Source organism: Clostridium sp. AF32-12BH (assembly GCF_003477935.1).
In the GTDB taxonomy this organism is placed as follows: Bacteria; Bacillota; Clostridia; order Lachnospirales; family Lachnospiraceae; genus Brotaphodocola.
The window spans coordinates 24,513-40,426 of sequence record NZ_QUEH01000024.1 but is presented as its reverse complement, the minus strand read 5'-3'; the positions used below and the strand labels follow the sequence as shown (position 1 = coordinate 40,426).

At 46.9% G+C, this 15,914-nt stretch carries 17 protein-coding genes and 1 pseudogene; 1 reads left to right on the top strand and 17 read right to left on the bottom strand.

The window, feature by feature from the left end:
* Both DWZ40_RS17950 and citF read right to left on the bottom strand, forming a co-directional pair.
* Positions 1-104: pseudogene (locus tag DWZ40_RS17950) on the bottom strand (citrate lyase acyl carrier protein); the annotation flags it as partial.
* 202 nt (positions 105-306) lie between these two features.
* Positions 307-1,869 carry a citrate lyase subunit alpha gene (gene citF / locus DWZ40_RS17945; RefSeq protein ID WP_118544221.1) on the bottom strand — a complete coding sequence of 521 codons (1,563 nt, stop codon included), beginning with the start codon at positions 1,867-1,869 and terminating at the stop codon, positions 307-309.
* A 163-nt stretch (positions 1,870-2,032) separates the two neighbouring features.
* Between citF and DWZ40_RS17940 the strand changes: the two genes are divergently transcribed.
* Positions 2,033-2,968: a LysR family transcriptional regulator gene (locus tag DWZ40_RS17940; protein ID WP_118544220.1), complete on the top strand. Its 936-nt coding sequence runs from the start codon at positions 2,033-2,035 to the stop codon at positions 2,966-2,968.
* Positions 2,969-3,033: 65 nt separating this feature from the next.
* Here DWZ40_RS17940 and DWZ40_RS17935 read toward each other — a convergent pair whose 3' ends face one another.
* The 15 genes from DWZ40_RS17935 to DWZ40_RS17865 form a co-directional block, all read right to left on the bottom strand.
* Entirely contained in the window at positions 3,034-4,683 is a 1,650-nt protein-coding gene (locus DWZ40_RS17935; protein WP_182431785.1) for a C40 family peptidase, read from the bottom strand.
* A gap of 106 nt (positions 4,684-4,789) precedes the next feature.
* On the bottom strand, positions 4,790-5,452 hold the full coding sequence (locus DWZ40_RS17930; RefSeq protein ID WP_182430440.1) for a cytidylate kinase-like family protein: 663 nt from the start codon (positions 5,450-5,452) through the stop codon (positions 4,790-4,792).
* A 125-nt stretch (positions 5,453-5,577) separates the two neighbouring features.
* Positions 5,578-6,513 (bottom strand): RluA family pseudouridine synthase, encoded by a 936-nt coding sequence (locus DWZ40_RS17925; RefSeq protein ID WP_118544217.1) that lies wholly within the window; start codon positions 6,511-6,513, stop codon positions 5,578-5,580.
* Positions 6,489-7,010, bottom strand: a complete 522-nt coding sequence (gene lspA, locus DWZ40_RS17920; protein ID WP_118544216.1) for a signal peptidase II — start codon at positions 7,008-7,010, stop codon at positions 6,489-6,491. Before lspA ends, DWZ40_RS17925 begins: the two co-directional genes overlap by 25 nt.
* On the bottom strand, positions 6,991-8,109 hold the full coding sequence (aroB, locus tag DWZ40_RS17915) for a 3-dehydroquinate synthase (RefSeq protein WP_118544215.1): 1,119 nt from the start codon (positions 8,107-8,109) through the stop codon (positions 6,991-6,993). Before aroB ends, lspA begins: the two co-directional genes overlap by 20 nt.
* Before the next feature lie 200 nt (positions 8,110-8,309).
* Entirely contained in the window at positions 8,310-8,813 is a 504-nt protein-coding gene (gene sepF / locus DWZ40_RS17910; RefSeq protein ID WP_118544214.1) for a cell division protein SepF, read from the bottom strand.
* A gap of 20 nt (positions 8,814-8,833) precedes the next feature.
* The gene (locus DWZ40_RS17905; protein WP_118544213.1) at positions 8,834-9,520 is read right to left on the bottom strand and encodes a YggS family pyridoxal phosphate-dependent enzyme; all 687 of its coding nucleotides are present in this window, start codon (positions 9,518-9,520) and stop codon (positions 8,834-8,836) included.
* A gap of 30 nt (positions 9,521-9,550) precedes the next feature.
* On the bottom strand, positions 9,551-10,954 hold the full coding sequence (locus DWZ40_RS17900; protein WP_118544212.1) for an HlyD family efflux transporter periplasmic adaptor subunit: 1,404 nt from the start codon (positions 10,952-10,954) through the stop codon (positions 9,551-9,553).
* 139 nt (positions 10,955-11,093) lie between these two features.
* Positions 11,094-11,513, bottom strand: coding sequence for a twitching motility protein PilT (locus DWZ40_RS17895; RefSeq protein ID WP_118544211.1), 420 nt, complete (start codon positions 11,511-11,513; stop codon positions 11,094-11,096).
* 90 nt (positions 11,514-11,603) lie between these two features.
* Positions 11,604-12,563, bottom strand: a complete 960-nt coding sequence (locus DWZ40_RS17890; protein ID WP_347560124.1) for a D-alanyl-D-alanine carboxypeptidase family protein — start codon at positions 12,561-12,563, stop codon at positions 11,604-11,606.
* 11 nt (positions 12,564-12,574) lie between these two features.
* Positions 12,575-12,970 carry a methylglyoxal synthase gene (mgsA, locus tag DWZ40_RS17885; protein ID WP_118544210.1) on the bottom strand — a complete coding sequence of 132 codons (396 nt, stop codon included), beginning with the start codon at positions 12,968-12,970 and terminating at the stop codon, positions 12,575-12,577.
* Positions 12,971-12,987: 17 nt separating this feature from the next.
* Complete coding sequence (locus DWZ40_RS17880; RefSeq protein ID WP_118544209.1) at positions 12,988-14,106, bottom strand: FtsW/RodA/SpoVE family cell cycle protein; 1,119 nt, start codon at positions 14,104-14,106, stop codon at positions 12,988-12,990.
* A complete protein-coding gene (locus DWZ40_RS17875; RefSeq protein ID WP_118544208.1) occupies positions 14,097-14,378 on the bottom strand; it encodes a cell division topological specificity factor MinE in 282 nt (93 codons plus the stop codon). Before DWZ40_RS17875 ends, DWZ40_RS17880 begins: the two co-directional genes overlap by 10 nt.
* An 11-nt stretch (positions 14,379-14,389) precedes the next feature.
* On the bottom strand, positions 14,390-15,181 hold the full coding sequence (gene minD / locus DWZ40_RS17870; protein ID WP_118544207.1) for a septum site-determining protein MinD: 792 nt from the start codon (positions 15,179-15,181) through the stop codon (positions 14,390-14,392).
* 64 nt (positions 15,182-15,245) lie between these two features.
* Positions 15,246-15,911 (bottom strand): septum site-determining protein MinC, encoded by a 666-nt coding sequence (locus DWZ40_RS17865; RefSeq protein WP_118544206.1) that lies wholly within the window; start codon positions 15,909-15,911, stop codon positions 15,246-15,248.
* Positions 15,912-15,914 lie beyond the last annotated feature (3 nt).

The following is a 15,914-nucleotide window of genomic DNA, read 5'->3' as shown; positions in this document are numbered from 1 at the left end:
CTGCTCTCGATGGAAAGCTCTACGGTACCATTTCCCGGCTCTACGGTTACCTGGGCGTCACTAGACTCCAGGGTTCCTGCCATGGCAGCTTTCTTTACTTCCATTTTTATCCTCCTTTTATACAAAAAGAAAAAACAGGGGATGCAATTGCAGCCCCTGCTATTTACATCGTTTCCAGTTTATCACTGACCGACATCCGATTCAAATACTTAAATTCTTATAGCATGCATAGGCTTATGCCTATGGTTTTTTAGTATTTGATAATTTTTTTCCTATGCATGTATTGCGTTTTGTTTATAGTGAATTTTAGTCATCAAAGGTATATGGTTTGCTCTTGCGCACCACATCCATGATGGTGCCATCCCGGCTCTCAATGATGCCGACCACCTGGTCCTCAAACTGGATTTCTTCCGGTATTCCCACGATTGAGTATGCAATATCACGCAGCTCCTCAATGGTTTTGATCGGCAGGCCGGAATCTTTGTATACTTCGATCAGATCCTGTCTTCGTGGATTGATGGCAATACCGTAATCGGTTACCACGACATCGACCACCTCGCCCGGGGTTACCACGGTAACTACCTTGTCACAGATGGTCGGAATGCGTCCACGTACCAGCGGTGCGACGATAATGGAGCAGTTTGAGCCTGCCGCAGTATCCGGATGTCCGCCCGGTGCTCCTCTCACGATACCATCCGAGCCGGTCACTACATTGACATTAAAGTCCACATCCACTTCCAGTGCACCCAGGATAACAAAATCCAGCTGATTGACGAAAGCGCCCTTGTTCATAGGATTGGCATACTCAGAAGTCGAAATCTCATAATGGTTCGGATTCTTCTTGATGGATTCGATCGCACCAAGGTCAAAATCCTGCGCATCGACAATGTTGCGCACCAGTCCTTCCTCCAGAAGATCGCAGATTGGCTTGGTGATGCCGCCGATCGCAAAGCCCATATGGATTCCTTTTTCCAGCATGATCGGACGCAGCATGGTATTAACCGCCAGGGAAGCGCCACCGCCGCCAGTCTGGAACGAAAAACCATCTTTAAAATACGGGGATTTTGCAATAATCTGCGCGCAGTACTGTGCCATCATCAGTTCCCGTACATCTTTCGTCATACGAACCACATTGCTGACAATCTTGCCCGGGTTGCCGATTTCATCTACCACACAGACATAATCCACGTCTACCATGGAAATACTCGGTGGGAAGTTTGGTGCCGGAACCAGACAGTCTGTAACAACTACCACATTGTCCGCATACTTTGCATCGACCATGGAATAAGACAGTACACCGCAGTCGCTCTTACCACCGACTGCCCTTGCGTTGCCATATTCATCCGAAGTCGGCGCACCGATAAACGCAATGTCAATATGAACATCCCCTTCTTCGATAGCCCGCACTCTTCCTCCATGAGAACGGATAATAGCCGGATTTTTCAGCTTGCCGTGGGAAATGGCCTCACCAATACGTCCGCGCACACCAGAAGACTGAATGCCAGTCACCACACCCTCTTCTATGAGATCAGCTACCGGGTCATGTGCCGCGCCAAGTGAGCTGGCACAAATCGTAATATCTTTCACGCCAAGCGCTGCCACTTCCTTCATAACCATATTGACTACATAATCACCATCACGAAAATGATGATGAAAAGAAAGCACCATGCCATCCCGGATGCCGCATTTTAACAATGTTTCACGAATGGAAGGTACCAGCTTACTCTGTTTGGGATCCACATAGCCCTTCACAGCAGGCGCCGCTTTCCGGTAGCGTACACCATCCCGGGCATAAGCTCCTTTGTAGCCTTCCTTTCCATAGCGCTGTAAAATCTCATCCGGAATTTCCCGTCCAACCGCATTTTTCATGCGCGTTCCTCCTTTCATTGTGCAATTCAACCGAAACAGGATTTTGTCCCTTATGATTTCTCGTTGAATATTCACTATTTTTATGGTATCATAATCTAGTTTCCGTACAACTACAAATTTTGTTATGGGTTTTATAATATTTTTATTATAAAAGAGGTATTACATGAATATCAAACATGCACAGTATATGCTGACCGTCATGCAGGAGGGAAGCATCACGGCAGCTGCTAAAAAGCTATATATTTCCCAGCCCTCATTAAGCCAGATGATCAAGCTGGTGGAAACCAATCTCGGCACTGCCATCTTCAACCGCTCCACCGATCCGATCACGCTGACCTACGCAGGTGAGAAGTACATCGAGGCCGCCAAACAGATCCTTACGATCAACAACAACCTCCAAAAAGAGATCGACGAGATCAACCATGAAGATCACGGCTGTCTGAAGCTCGGAATTCCGGTCCAGCGTGCCATGCAAGTGCTTCCCTATGTGCTTCCCCGGTTTATGAAAAAATATCCGTTCGTCGACATTGATCTGCAAGAACACGGTTCCTCCATCACAGAATCCATGCTGCTGGAGGGTTCCATCGATCTGGCCTGCCTGACCACCTATCCCAAGCATGAAGAATTAAATTATGTCTTGATCGAAGATGAGGATCTGGTCCTTTTGACCAGCCGTAATACCGATCTTGCTAAGCGGATTCCTTCCGGGACCCCGATCGAGATCAGCGAGGCAAAAAATGAGAAATTCATTTCCAGCCGTCCCGGGCATAACGTGAACACAGTGCAAAAGCAGCTCTTTGCCACATACGATATGCAGCCAGACATCCTGCTGCAGACTACAAACATTGAAGTTGGCAAGCGGACCGCCATCGCCTGTGATGCCGTCATGATCTGTCCGATCAACTATATTGAAATGTCACCGGAGCTTTATCCATACTGTGCAGTTTACCCGATCAAGGGAATTGAGAACCAGCGAAGCTTTTATCTCTGTCACAGAAAAGACCTATATCTCACAAAATATATGCGTGATTTCATCCATATCCTGACCGAAGCAGAAAAGCCGTTCCTGCATGGGACTGTGTTTTCTGATACCAAGTGATTTTTTTAGTTCAAAAAAAGAATTCTTCCCACAGCATCCTGCCTTTGGGAAGAATTCTTTTTCTTTTAATCCAGGAAAGACCGGATGGTCTTCGGTGTGCGGTAATTCCAGGTAGAAATCTTGATTCCACTCCTGCGGCTTGCCGCATGGACAATCTGGCCGTTTCCAATATACATGGCTACATGGTTGACCGTTCCTTTGCTGTTGGTATAGAAGATCAGGTCTCCCGGGCGCATTTCACTGGATTTTATGGAACGGCCGGCTTTTGCCTGTTCTCTGGAGGTTCTTGGAAGACCAACCCCCGCCACATGGCTCAGCACATACCTCACAAATCCAGAACAGTCTGCACCGGTATGCGGGTCATTGCCGCCCCAGACGTACCGTCCGCCCACAAATTGCAGCGCATAGTTGACTACCTGGCTGCGCAGGGATGCAGACTGGTTTGCTTTTTCCTCAAGCGGTGAGAATTTGATCGCTTCGTTTAACGCATAACGCACCTCGACGTTATTATCGCGTGTGGAAATATACGCATTATCGGCTGACTCGCCGCCGTCACCATCACCGGTGTCCAGCTCGATCTCGACCCAGCCGTCCAGCTGGGAAACTACATTGTAGCGCTCTTCTTTGGAAATCTGGGTCCAGATCTTCGCATCCGTGTTCGGCTCTGCCCGGACATTTAAACGGTCGGTGGTTACGATTGCCATCAGGGAAGCTGCACCGACTGCCAGATCTTTTGCCTCCTGGCCAACTGCCACATACTGCGGATCTGCTGTAATATAGCCAGTGATGGAGCCAGACTTGATCTTGTACCAACCATCCACTGTCTCCAGGATTTCTCCTGCAGCCTTGCTCGGGAACTTACCGATGATATTCGCTGAAGAATCCGTACTTGGTTCCTTGCGGATATTCAGGTAGTTGTTCACCTTCGAAATGACCAGATTATCATACTGGTTTAACGCCATGGTCTTCAGGTCAAGCTTTCTGGCTTCATTTAAGGCAAATTCTACCGTCACAAACTCTGTAGAAATATAACCCTCGTCAATCTTCACCCAGCCGTTTTGCTCATCCTCCACCGGATAACGTTCATTCATCAGTGCCTGTCCCACCACATTTGCCGGATCCAGCACCGGTTCCTGGCGGATATTCAGTTTATCGGCCTGGATAATTGCCATCTTTGTAACATAGGAAAGCGCCTGCGAGCGGGCCTCATCGCCACTGATCACATACTGGTTATGAATGTAACCTTCTATTCCGCCAGACGTAATATGGTCCCAGTCCCCCTCCGTGCCTAAGATTTCACAGGCACTGTTCTGCTCCAGCTTTCCAATGATATTGCCATCTGATCCCGGCGTTTCCCGGACATTCAAATATCCGGATACCTGCACCAGACCAAGATTCTGATACGAATCCACAACTGCCTGTTTTGCCGCCAGGTCTTCCTGGTCAGCCTGCCCTTCTGTGTCTATGGAAAGTGCTTCTGCCTCTTCGGCACCGGATATCTCTTCCTGCGCATTGGACGCAGTGGCACCAGCTTCCGCTTTCCCGGAGTTTCTGGAAAGGACAGGGAAACTTTCTTTTTTTGCAAACATTACGATACACAAAGCCAGAAGGAGCAGGATGACTCCGATGCCTGCGTAATGCAGGTACTTCGCTCTCTTTCTGCGCCTTCTGGCTCTTTTTAGAATCTGGGTATAGTCTTTCTTTTCTTCAGACATGGTATTTCTCCTCATTTAAGCTACTTTTCAGTATATCATACCTTGCCTGATATTTTAAGCGATAGATGTGAAAAAAGTATTAATTTTCTTTTACATCTGTTACAATTTATGCGTTTTCTTTGTTCTGCGCTTCCTTTGCCTTTGCAAAAGCAATGATCATGTCAGCGGTAGCATCCGGTCCAAGCACAGAACTGTTGATGCACATATCGTAGCTCCTGGAATCGCCCCACTTTTTGCTGGAGTAATAATTGTAATAGCTGGAACGCTTTTTATCCGTCTTTACCATGATGTCTTTCGCTTTTGCATCATCTACATGGTACAGGTCCTTGATGCTCTGCAGCTTATTTTCATCGTTGCCGGTAATGAAAATCGACACGGTATTCGGATAATCTGCCAGCGCATAGTCTGCACAACGTCCTACGATCACACAGGATTCTTCCTTTGCCAGTTTTTTAATGGTATCAAACTGTGCCAGGAAAATTTTGTGGTTGATCGGCATATCCATATATGCGGATGTGGTATAACCGAGAGAATAAGTATCCATGACCAGAGAATACAAAAAGCTGCTGGTCGGCTTTTCGTCATGTGTCTCAAACAGTTCTTCGCATAAGCCGCTTTCCTTTGCTGCCCTGGTAAGAAGTTCTTTATCGTAACACTTTACACCAAGCTTTTCAGCAATTTTCTGACCGATCATCTTACCGCCGCTTCCACACTGACGTCCAATTGTAATAACAAGATTTCCTCTCATACGATCTTCTCCTTTCAGCATACACATGGTGTAATTCAAATTCTTTTATTAATTAGATTATAGCACAAAAAGCGCAAATAGTATAGTAACATTTTAGCTCATTTTGTATATTTTCAGAATATTTTTAAGACCTCTGGTAATCTGAACTAATCCTTCTCGAGCTTTCGCAGGAGCTTTTCAAAATATTCCGGGAGAGGTGCCCGAAATTCCATATATTCTCCCGTAGCCGGATGGATAATTCCCAGCACCCCCGCATGAAGTGTCTGTCCCTGGAGTCCGGAAAACGGCACTTTCGCAGGTCCATAAACCTGATCCCCCAAAAGCGGATGACCAATGCTTGCCATATGTACCCGGATCTGATGGGTACGTCCGGTCTCCAACTGACATTCCACAAATGTAAAGCGCCTGAACCGCTTCAGAACATGGTAATGTGTCACAGCTTCTTTTCCGTTTTTCTGGTTGATGCTCATCTTCTTGCGATCAACCGGGTGACGTCCGATCGGCGCATTGACCGTACCATCGTCCTCCTTGATGACACCATGGACAATCGCATAATACTTCCGGGTAATGGAATGAACTTTCAGCTGTTCGGCAATTGCATTGTGTGCTTTGTCGTTTTTGCAGACGATCAGGACACCGGTCGTATCCATATCGATCCGGTGGACAATTCCGGGACGCATCACACCATTGATTCCGGAAAGTTCATCTTTGCAGTGATGCATCAAACCGTTTACCAGCGTTCCGCTATAATGACCTGCTGCCGGATGGACCACCATTCCTTTCGGCTTATTGACCAGAATAATATCCTGATCTTCATATAAGATATCCAGGTCCATATCCTCTGCTTCTATTTCCGGCTCTACTGCTTCCGGCACTTCCAGGCGGATTGCATCGTCTTCGGAAAGCTTATAGTTGCTTTTCACCGGTTTTCCGTTCACTTCCACGCCCCCGTCTTTTAAAAGCTTTTGCAAATAGGAACGGGACAGATCCGCCAGCTGTTCGCTTAAATATTTATCGATCCGCTGTCCCGCACCATTCTGTACAGTCAATTCATAAGTCAACGGCGTTCCCCTTTCTTCCATTCAAAGATAACAAGGTCTTCCTCTTTATAATAGAAGCAAAGGAAAACCAGCAGCGCTGCCGTAGCTGTCGTTACGTAAATATCTGCTACATTAAAAATTGGGAAATCGATCAGTTTAAAGTATAAAAAATCCACAACGTACCCCTGGGTTGTACGGTCTACCATGTTGCCAAGTGCTCCGGCCGTAATGAAGATCGTGCAAAGACGAAGCGCTGTATAGCGCAGATTGCTCCAGCCCGGCATACGCCACATCACATAAATCGCCGCTGCCAGAACCACCGCACCGATCAAAAAGAAAAAGCCCTGTCTGCCCTGCAGCATGCCGAATGCAGCACCACGATTTTCAGAATAAAGCAGCTCAAAAACCCCATCCATGATCACAAACGGAGTTTTTCCTTTTAAATGTGCTACTGCCAGAAGCTTGGTATACTGATCCAAAAGTACCAGTGCCAGACTTAACGCCGCCCAGGAAAGCAAATTAAATCCCTTCGTTTTCATCGGTTCCTCCCATCAGCCACTCCAGGCTCTCTTTCATCTGTACATCTGTCACGGTCCGGTCAATAAATGCTTCGCCAATCCGGTGAAGCAGGATAAATTTGATCTTTCCGGAATCCATTTTTTTATCGTTCTTTGTCGCAGCAATGATTTCATCTTCTGAAAGTTCAAAACCGCCGATAGAAACCGGGAGGTCAAACGCTTCAAACGTCTTTCGGATCTGTACTGCCTCATCCATGGTGATCTCACCACGTTTTGCAGACAAATAAGCTGCCGCCACACTGCCCAGGGCTACACACTGTCCGTGAAGCAGATGAAAGTTCATCAGCTTCTCGATGGCATGCCCCAATGTATGCCCGAAATTCAGGATTCCACGAATTCCCTGTTCTGTCGGATCCTGTTCTACCACATCGCGCTTGATCCGGCAGCTGATCAGGATCATCTGCTCGCAGACGGACAGATCTCTTGCAAGAATTTCTTCCCGATGCTCCTGCAGCCACTCGTAGTAATCTGCGTCCATGATCAGTCCATGCTTGATCACCTCGCCCATGCCGCAGGCAAACTGCTCTTTCGTCAGTGTCAGAAGACTGGAAGCTGCTGTGTATACAAGCTGCGGCATATGGAAAGCGCCTACCATATTTTTATAAGCATCAAAATCTACTCCCGTTTTTCCGCCAATGCTGGAATCTACCTGGGAAAGCAGTGTCGTTGGTACCTGGATAAAACGGATACCACGCAGATAGGTGGCAGCCGTAAATCCGCAGAGATCTCCCACCACTCCGCCGCCAAGCGCAACCAGCATATCATTCCGGTCATACTGATTCTGGATCAGAAATTCATATAAACTCCGAACGGTATCCAGGTTCTTATGTGCCTCTCCTGCTTCAAAGACAAACAGATGCACTTCTTTGCAAACCGGCTGCAGCTGACGGATCACCGTTTCACTGTAAAGCTCTGCCACAGTACTGTCTGTTACGACACAAAGTCTTCGATCCTGAACGGAAAGAGAAGCAACTTCTTTCCCCAGTTTGTCATAATTTTCTTCCATTACAATATCATAAATGGGTTTTCCATCCCGATGTACTGTCATACGATCACTCATGGTAGCTGTACTCCTCTTCTAATGAAATCAGCAAAAGATACCTCCGGTACCCTCCTGCTGTGCCATAAAGAAATACAGACAATTTTCCTTCCAGTCCGTCGGAAAATTGTCTGTACCCCTGTTCCTTCTTCTCAAAAGGTATGTAACCTGCTTTGTCTGCTTGTAACTGTGCAGGCCTGCCAAACAGTTACGTCTGCTTCTTATAAACGGATGTTCAGTCCTGATACGTCCAGTGCTCCATTCCCGATCATTTCCTGAAAATCTCCGGAAAGTTCAACGGATTCTGGTGTGGCAATAAAGATATAACTGGAAATTTTCTGGAGATTTCCGTTCATGGAGTAGGTTGCGCCTGATGTAAAATCAATGATGCGCTGTGCGACCTCCGTGTGGATTCCTTCCATATTCAGAACTACCGCCTTACCGGCCAGCAGATAATCACAAATTTCTCTTGCGTCCTCGATGGAAGTAGGTTTCACCATGGATACTTCCATGCTGCGCTTCATCGGAACTACTTTGGAAGAGCGAGAGAAGAATCTTGGTTTTTCATCGCCCCCGTCATCGTAACTTTCTGAATCATCACGTGCCGGGAAACGCCCCCTTTTGGCAGGCTTTTCTGCCTCATAATCTTCATCAGGACCAAAGTATTCTTCGTCCTCATCCGGACTAAAACGCATGGTATCCATCAGTTTGCTCAAAATGCTCATAACCTATTCTCTCTCCAATCTTATCTGGCACCAAATATTCCGGTACCGACTCTTATCATGGTTGCCCCTTCCTCTACGGCTACCTGGTAATCCCCAGTCATACCCATTGAAAGGACACTCATGTTAACATTATCAATGTTTTTCTTTTTGATGTCAACAGATAATTGATATAATTTTCGAAAAACCGGACGATTTTTTTCCGGATCCTCCACGAATGGCGCAATCGTCATAAACCCCTGAATCCGAAGATGGGAAAATGCCGCAATTTGCTCTACCATTTCCGGCACCTCTTCCGGCATCATGCCAAATTTGCTCTCCTCTTTTGCCACATTCACTTCCAGCAGAATATTTGCCGTGATTCCAAGTTTCTCTGCCTCCTGGTCGATCTGTTCTGCAAGACGCAGGGAATCTACGGAATGGATCAGAACAGCATGCGGAAGTACCTGTTTTACTTTGTTGCGCTGCAGATGACCGATCATATGGAAACGGGCATCTTCCGGCATACATGGGCACTTTTCCAAAATCTCCTGGACTTTATTTTCACCAAAATCACGCGCGCCTGCCTCATACGCCTCTTCCAGCATAAACAGCGGCTTTGTCTTGCTGACCGCGATCAGGGTTACTTCTTCCGGGGAACGGCCTGCTTTCTCACATGCTTTTCTGATATTTTCTCTTACTTCTTCTAAATGCTCTTTTATGGTGTTCATTGTTCTGCCTCCAAATTCTGTAATTACCGGTTACTGATAGATCAGCTGACCTTCGTATACCGTATTCGCATCCAGCACAATATGGTCATACACGGACAAGCCATAATTCGTGCCCTTCTTAATGGAGTAATATTCATCGTTGGATTTGATGATCTCGATCTGCTTAAACACGGCATAACCCTTATTAATATTGTAAACACCCTGAAGGGAAGCACTCTGCCCCACCTGATAGCGGTCCTGTGAATCTGGTTTTACCACATAATCTCCAGTCTTCAAAGGCGCGTCTTCTCCCATTTCAATGTAATAGTATTCATCTGTTGCATAATATATGGTAGTTGGCACAAACTCAGCTGCAGTACCGCTCTCCGTATAAATTTCTTTCATGAAACCGGTATCACTGCTATCGCCGCCCTGCACCATATATTCCAGCGGAATCAGGTAAAAATCTTTTGTAGCAACCGCAGTAACCGGAATCTTCAGTCCGTCTGCCTTTTCGGTATCTACTTCAAACGTGACATAACGGTCTGACGCAAACTGCACCATATACTGATTCAAATCCAGTTTTCCGTAGGAAGCGCCATCTGCACCGGAAATGACAGAGAAATTACCAACCGCGTCCAGGTCATTTGACGAAAACGTGACATGAAGCTGTGTCTGATCTTTGTATTCTTGTTTTTCTTCCTCGGTAAGCGGAAATACGATGCTCCAGTTATCGGATGTGATCAGCTTATAAACCGGCGCTGACTGTTCAATCAGCTGACCGGCCTTGGTAATTGCCTTGGAATACCCGGAACGGTCGAATACACTTTCCGTAACCTGATCTGCCGTCAGGCTTTCAAAGCCATCTACCGCATAAGAAACCACACCGGATACCGGAGCTGTAACCTGAACGAAAGAAGCCCCCGCCTGCTGCATGATGCTGTCGAGATTGCCGAGCGCATTGAAGTTTGCATATTCTAACACTGCCGCCTCCAAAGAATACTGCAGATCATAGGTATTTTCAAACTTCTGGTCGCTGTAGCTCATGGAAAAAGAAGAAAGCTGCCGCTTGACATCGCTTAAGTTCGCATCCGTCAGTCCCATGTTTGCATCCGGATTTTCCTGCATCAATTCTGCCATATTACCGGTTTCATCGATGGAATAGATCCGGGTACCAATGGCTGCCCGTTTGCCTTCCCGGATGTAATAATTAATATATCCTGCCTGAGCTGTGTTTTCCACCCGTTCCTCCCTGAGGATAATCCCGGTATACTGGCGGTCGTTTACGATGTTGCCTTCCACAACTTCGTAAAACTGAACCTTTTCTTTTTTTAAATACGTATAAACACTGAAAACCAAATAAATAAAGATAATCGCAAAAATGATCATTCCAACATTGATATTATGTGTACGGCGATATCTTACGATATTGGATTTCTTCTTTTTTTTCGCCAATGCCCTGTTCCTCCTGGCAGTCTGTGGTGTCTGGTTTATCGTTCTTTCGCAGCAACAACTGGAGTTTTTTCGCAATTGCTGTCACACAAACAGCCGGGGAGAACCTGCCGCCCCGGCTGTAAAGAATTCTGATTATGTATTACAGAGAGATCACTACGTCTTTCTGAGCGTTTTCCGGCATTTCTACTGCGTCCATAGAGATGCTTAAAACAAAGTTTACATTATACTTCTCGCTGATTCCCTCTAACGTAGTAATGGTCTCACTGATGTCTTCTCCCTCTAAACCTGCAAGCTTCAAAAAGCTGTCTAAAAACATAGTCTCAATATCGTGATCCTGAGAAATGATACCGCAAATGAAACCGATGAATCCCTGGCTGGTTGATACCGGGTATTCGTTTACATTGATGAGACGGATCCGGTTGTTGAGCTCATACATGTGTTTGGAACTTTTGTCGAGATAGACGATGGAACCGGTAGCTGCCTTGATACCGTTGTTTGCCATATCCAACAGATGTTTTGTTTTTCCTTTGCCTTTTCTGCCTGCAATGATCTGAACCATAGTCGTGTCCTCCTTGGGTTTATTGAATCTGTATAAAAATTCTTTTATTATTAAAGTAATTATAGTACAAATATATGGAATGTGCAATCACTAATTGACAATTTTGCCAATAATATTTGTCATATTCTCGTAGAGGACGTCCCGGCTTTCTGCTTTCAGTACCACAGAGATATAATCCCTATTGTTTTCATCCTGGCATCCCAAAATCAGGCAGGAACCGGCTGCTCTTGTCGTACCGGTTTTCCCACCGAGCACGGTAATGCCTTCCGGTGCTTTGGATTTTCCATTCAAATACTGGTTACTGTTCTTCCATTCCTGGGTTTTTGTCTGTCCGCCTGCATCAGTATAGGATGCAGTATAAGAAACCGTGCCGACAATTTTCTGGAATTCCGGATATTTCATAGCCTCCTGAAAGATCAGGTACAGATCATAGGCAGTTGTATAATGATCTTCATCGCTTAGTCCGTGCGGATTTACAAAATGGGTATCCGTTGCCCCAAGTGCATGCGCTGTCTCATTCATTTTTTCAGCAAATGCCTCGGTGCTCCCTGACAAATATACGGCAATCGCTGCCCCGGCATCGTTTCCGGAAGGAAGCATAAGGCCATATAAAAGCTGTTCCAGTGTAAGCGTGTCACCCGGATTGATGTGCGCGAGAGAAGCACCGGTCTCCGTAATGACGGTTTCCTGACCCACCGTTACCTGGTCGTCCAGATTTCCATCCCGGATTGCGATCAGCGCTGTCATGATCTTGGTAATGCTGGCCGGATACAGACGTTCAAACGGATTCTTCTGGAAGATCACTTCTTTTGTGTCTACACCAAAAACAGCTGCTGCTTCCGCTGTCACGGAAGCATCCGCCTCCCCTTCTTCCCCGGTAACGACGCATAAGTTTTTTGCAAAAGAATCCGCCTGTGCATGGTCCTGTGCATCTGCCGCCATGGTTTCCAGGCGGAAATTTTCATATGTAATCTGTGTCTGTCTGCCGCAGCCGGCAATCCACAGGCTGACAAGCAGACAAAACACTGCTATCTCTTTTTTCTTTTTCAAACCGTGCACCTCTAGCGATACACTTCACGCCATTCCAGATCTCCACGATCCAGGGCTTTGATCAGAAGCTCTGCCGTTGCCAGATTGGTTGCAAAAGGAATATTGTAGATATCACACAGACGAACGACATCGTTGACATCCGGCTCGTGTGTCTTTGGATGCAGCGGATCACGCAGATAGATCACCATATCCATATCGTTGTGCTCAATCTGGGATGCCAGCTGCTGCTGCCCGCCCAAATGACCAGCCAGATACTTGTGTACATTTAAATTTGTTACCTCTTCAATGAGGCGTCCGGTAGTGCCGGTTGCATACAGCTCATGTTTATTCAAAATTCCTCTGTATGCAATGCAGAAATTCTGCATCAGCTTCTTTTTGGAATCATGTGCGATTAAACCGATGTTCATAACAGAACCCTCCTTTATTAGTTGCTTACTTTTCTCTGAAGTCCTACATTCATCACCACGCCAACCCCCAGATATACACTCAGCAGTGAGCTTACCCCGTAGCTGATAAAAGGAAGCGGCAGTCCCGTGTTGGGGAGGATGCCTGTAGCAACAGCTATATTAGCAAAACTCTGGAATGCCAGCAGCGATGCAAGTCCCACACAAAGCAGACTTCCCATCAGATCTTTTGCCCGCGCTGCCATGATCAGACATTCATAAACGGTCAGTGCGATCAGAAAGATTACTGCCATGCAGCCGATAAAGCCCAGTTCCTCTCCGATGACGGCGAAAATAAAATCCGTCTGTTCTTCGGACAGGAAATTTCCATTCTTTACCGATGCCAGAGTATTGTTATTGAGTCCTTTTCCCTGCAGCATGCCGGAACCGATCGCCATGATGGAATTGTTCTGCTGGAGATTGGCTTCCGCATAGTTTGCCGGATCAATAAATGCCATGATACGGCGTACCTGATACTCTTTCAGGAACGGTACCATGTTGTACTGGAGCAGATAAATAAACAGTGCTCCACATGGAACCACGACCGCCAGGGCTCCCAAAATCCACCGGTAACTCAAACCGGCTGCAAACAGCATGCAGAGAAAGATTACCAAGGTGACCAGACTGGTCGAAAGGTTTGGCTGCAAAAAGATCAGACCAAATGCTGCCAGAAATAACACCCCTGCAAAAAACAGGATTTTAAACTGGTTCAGCTTCTCCTGGTATTTGGAAAAATACCAGGCAAAAAAAACGATCAGACCAATTTTTACAAACTCAGACGGCTGGATCTGGCCAATGACCGGAAGTACCAGCCAGCGCCGTGCCACACCCCTGCTTACACCGAATACCAGTACCGCCAGCAAAAATGCAAGGCTGGCACCATAGATAAGCGGTGCAAAAGAAACCACTCTGTGGTAATCAACAATGGATAAGATAACAACTGCTGTCAGTCCAACCAAAATTCCCACGATCTGTTTTAAGACCATGGAAGCATCCTGGTTTGAGGCGCTCCGGATAATCAGAACACCAGTAATATTTAACAGCAACACATAAAGGAATAAACGGTAATTGTAATTTCTGAAGTTATAATCTAGGAGCATTCTTCATTCCTCTTTATTGTAAATTGACGAACCGGGAAAGACGCCGTAATCCAAAAAATCTGCTGACACTCCGGATCCGGCCGTACCAGTCGCAGATCCATAGCCTCAGCATCGATCTGGGCATATCTGGATAATACGCCCACCAGGTCATCGCGAATCATTCCAATGATTCCCGGGGTTACCCCGGACTGGTCCGAAACCAGAAGAAGTTTCAACCTGGATCTGGCTATCTCACCGGAATTACTCTTTGCGGATCTTCCAGGCACTCTCATCCGCTCACCTCCTACGCCCTCTTCAAAAAGCCGGATATGCGGACAAGAATTCCTTTGTGGGGCTCTAAATCCATAAGCGGTACCGATTCCCCGGAAATTCTTCTGCAGATATTTAAGTAGGCTTCCCCCGCCATGGAACTTGTGTCCACCAGCGGTTCTCCCTGATTTGCAGATATGACAACGTCTTCGTCATCCGGAACCGCTCCGAGCACCGGAACTGCCAGAATATCCGCCACATCGTCCACGGACATCATATCGCCCCTGCGTACCATATCCATGCGGATCCGGTTCACGATCAGACGGATGTCATCCATGCGGGCTGCTTCCAGAAGACCAATGATACGATCCGCATCCCGGATGGCGGAAACTTCCGGGGTTGTAACAACCAGTGCCCGGTCAGCTCCGGCAATCGCATTCTGAAACCCCTGCTCGATTCCCGCAGGACAGTCAAGCAGAACATAGTCAAACTCTTCCCGCAGATCATCCACCAGCTTTTGCATCTGTCCCGGGTTTACAGAGGACTTGTCCCGGGTCTGCGCCGATGGCAGCAGGTAAAGGTTTTGGTATCTTTTGTCTCTTATCAGGGCCTGCTTCATACGGCAGTTGCCTTCCACCACATCGACCAGATTATAAATGATCCGGTTTTCCAGGCCCATCACAACATCCAGGTTGCGCAGGCCGATATCGGTATCGATCAGCACAACGCTGTAGCCCAAAAGTGCCAGACCTGTACCGATGTTTGCGGTGGTAGTGGTTTTGCCGACCCCGCCTTTTCCAGAAGTAATTACCATGACTTCACTCATAGAAATGCCTCCTGAAAAATTTTACAAATTCTATTTTAACCTATAATCTTAAATATTTCCAGTATTAATTGAAATTTAACATATTTAAGAAAGATTTTTTTATTACTTTCGTACAAATACTACAATTTTCTACAGAAGCAACCATAGGACCCTTGCCGAGTTTCCGTCCCTTATCCCCATAATGGCAGGAAATGTCTGCAATATGAATCTGCAAAGGCGCCATTTCCATGGCTGCCACCACGGCATCCCGGTTTCCGGCTGCCCCAGCATGGACCGACCCCCGCAGTTCCCCAAGCACGATGATATTGCCTTTCGCACTCACTCTGGCGCCATGACGTACATCCCCGATGATCACAATGCTGGCTTCCGACTCAATGGATTCGCCGCGGTGTAAGTCTCCGCGATAAAACTGCCCCGTACGCTCGGAAAGCTCCATCAGTTTCTGATTCAGGGCTTTTTCACAGCGTTCGATCCGGTCCAGATCCTGATCCAGGAGGCAGAGCACCTCAATCCCGGAGTTTTCCGTAATGGTATTGACGATCTGCATTTCCTGTGCAGCCGTAAGTGGCCGCCCCTGCAGAAGCAGCGCCATCTGGACATTTCCCCAGAATTTGGCCGACTCCTTAAATTTCACAGCCAGTTCTCCGATCAGATCTTCAAAGCTGCAATCCGGATCCAGAATCACCGTCATGCCTGCTTTGCTGCTCTTGATCACAATTCTGTTTTTCATAAT

What these genes read in the sequence shown, in the direction of transcription:
- mgsA (WP_118544210.1), bottom strand. Translation starts at nt 12,970, where the DNA reads ATGAACATCGGTTTAATCGCACATGATTCCAAAAAGAAGCTGATGCAG.
- aroB (WP_118544215.1), bottom strand. Translation starts at nt 8,109, where the DNA reads ATGAGTGATCGTATGACAGTACATCGGGATGGAAAACCCATTTATGAT.
- minD (WP_118544207.1), bottom strand. Translation starts at nt 15,181, where the DNA reads ATGAGTGAAGTCATGGTAATTACTTCTGGAAAAGGCGGGGTCGGCAAA.
- DWZ40_RS17895 (WP_118544211.1), bottom strand. Translation starts at nt 11,513, where the DNA reads ATGGTTCAGATCATTGCAGGCAGAAAAGGCAAAGGAAAAACAAAACAT.
- DWZ40_RS17880 (WP_118544209.1), bottom strand. Translation starts at nt 14,106, where the DNA reads ATGCTCCTAGATTATAACTTCAGAAATTACAATTACCGTTTATTCCTT.
- DWZ40_RS17865 (WP_118544206.1), bottom strand. Translation starts at nt 15,911, where the DNA reads ATGAAAAACAGAATTGTGATCAAGAGCAGCAAAGCAGGCATGACGGTG.
- DWZ40_RS17925 (WP_118544217.1), bottom strand. Translation starts at nt 6,513, where the DNA reads ATGGAAGAAAGGGGAACGCCGTTGACTTATGAATTGACTGTACAGAAT.
- DWZ40_RS17875 (WP_118544208.1), bottom strand. Translation starts at nt 14,378, where the DNA reads ATGAGAGTGCCTGGAAGATCCGCAAAGAGTAATTCCGGTGAGATAGCC.
- citF (WP_118544221.1), bottom strand. Translation starts at nt 1,869, where the DNA reads ATGAAAAATGCGGTTGGACGGGAAATTCCGGATGAGATTTTACAGCGC.
- lspA (WP_118544216.1), bottom strand. Translation starts at nt 7,010, where the DNA reads ATGAAAACGAAGGGATTTAATTTGCTTTCCTGGGCGGCGTTAAGTCTG.
- DWZ40_RS17905 (WP_118544213.1), bottom strand. Translation starts at nt 9,520, where the DNA reads ATGAACACCATAAAAGAGCATTTAGAAGAAGTAAGAGAAAATATCAGA.
- DWZ40_RS17940 (WP_118544220.1), top strand. Translation starts at nt 2,033, where the DNA reads ATGAATATCAAACATGCACAGTATATGCTGACCGTCATGCAGGAGGGA.
- sepF (WP_118544214.1), bottom strand. Translation starts at nt 8,813, where the DNA reads ATGAGCATTTTGAGCAAACTGATGGATACCATGCGTTTTAGTCCGGAT.
- DWZ40_RS17930 (WP_182430440.1), bottom strand. Translation starts at nt 5,452, where the DNA reads ATGCTGAAAGGAGAAGATCGTATGAGAGGAAATCTTGTTATTACAATT.
- DWZ40_RS17935 (WP_182431785.1), bottom strand. Translation starts at nt 4,683, where the DNA reads ATGTCTGAAGAAAAGAAAGACTATACCCAGATTCTAAAAAGAGCCAGA.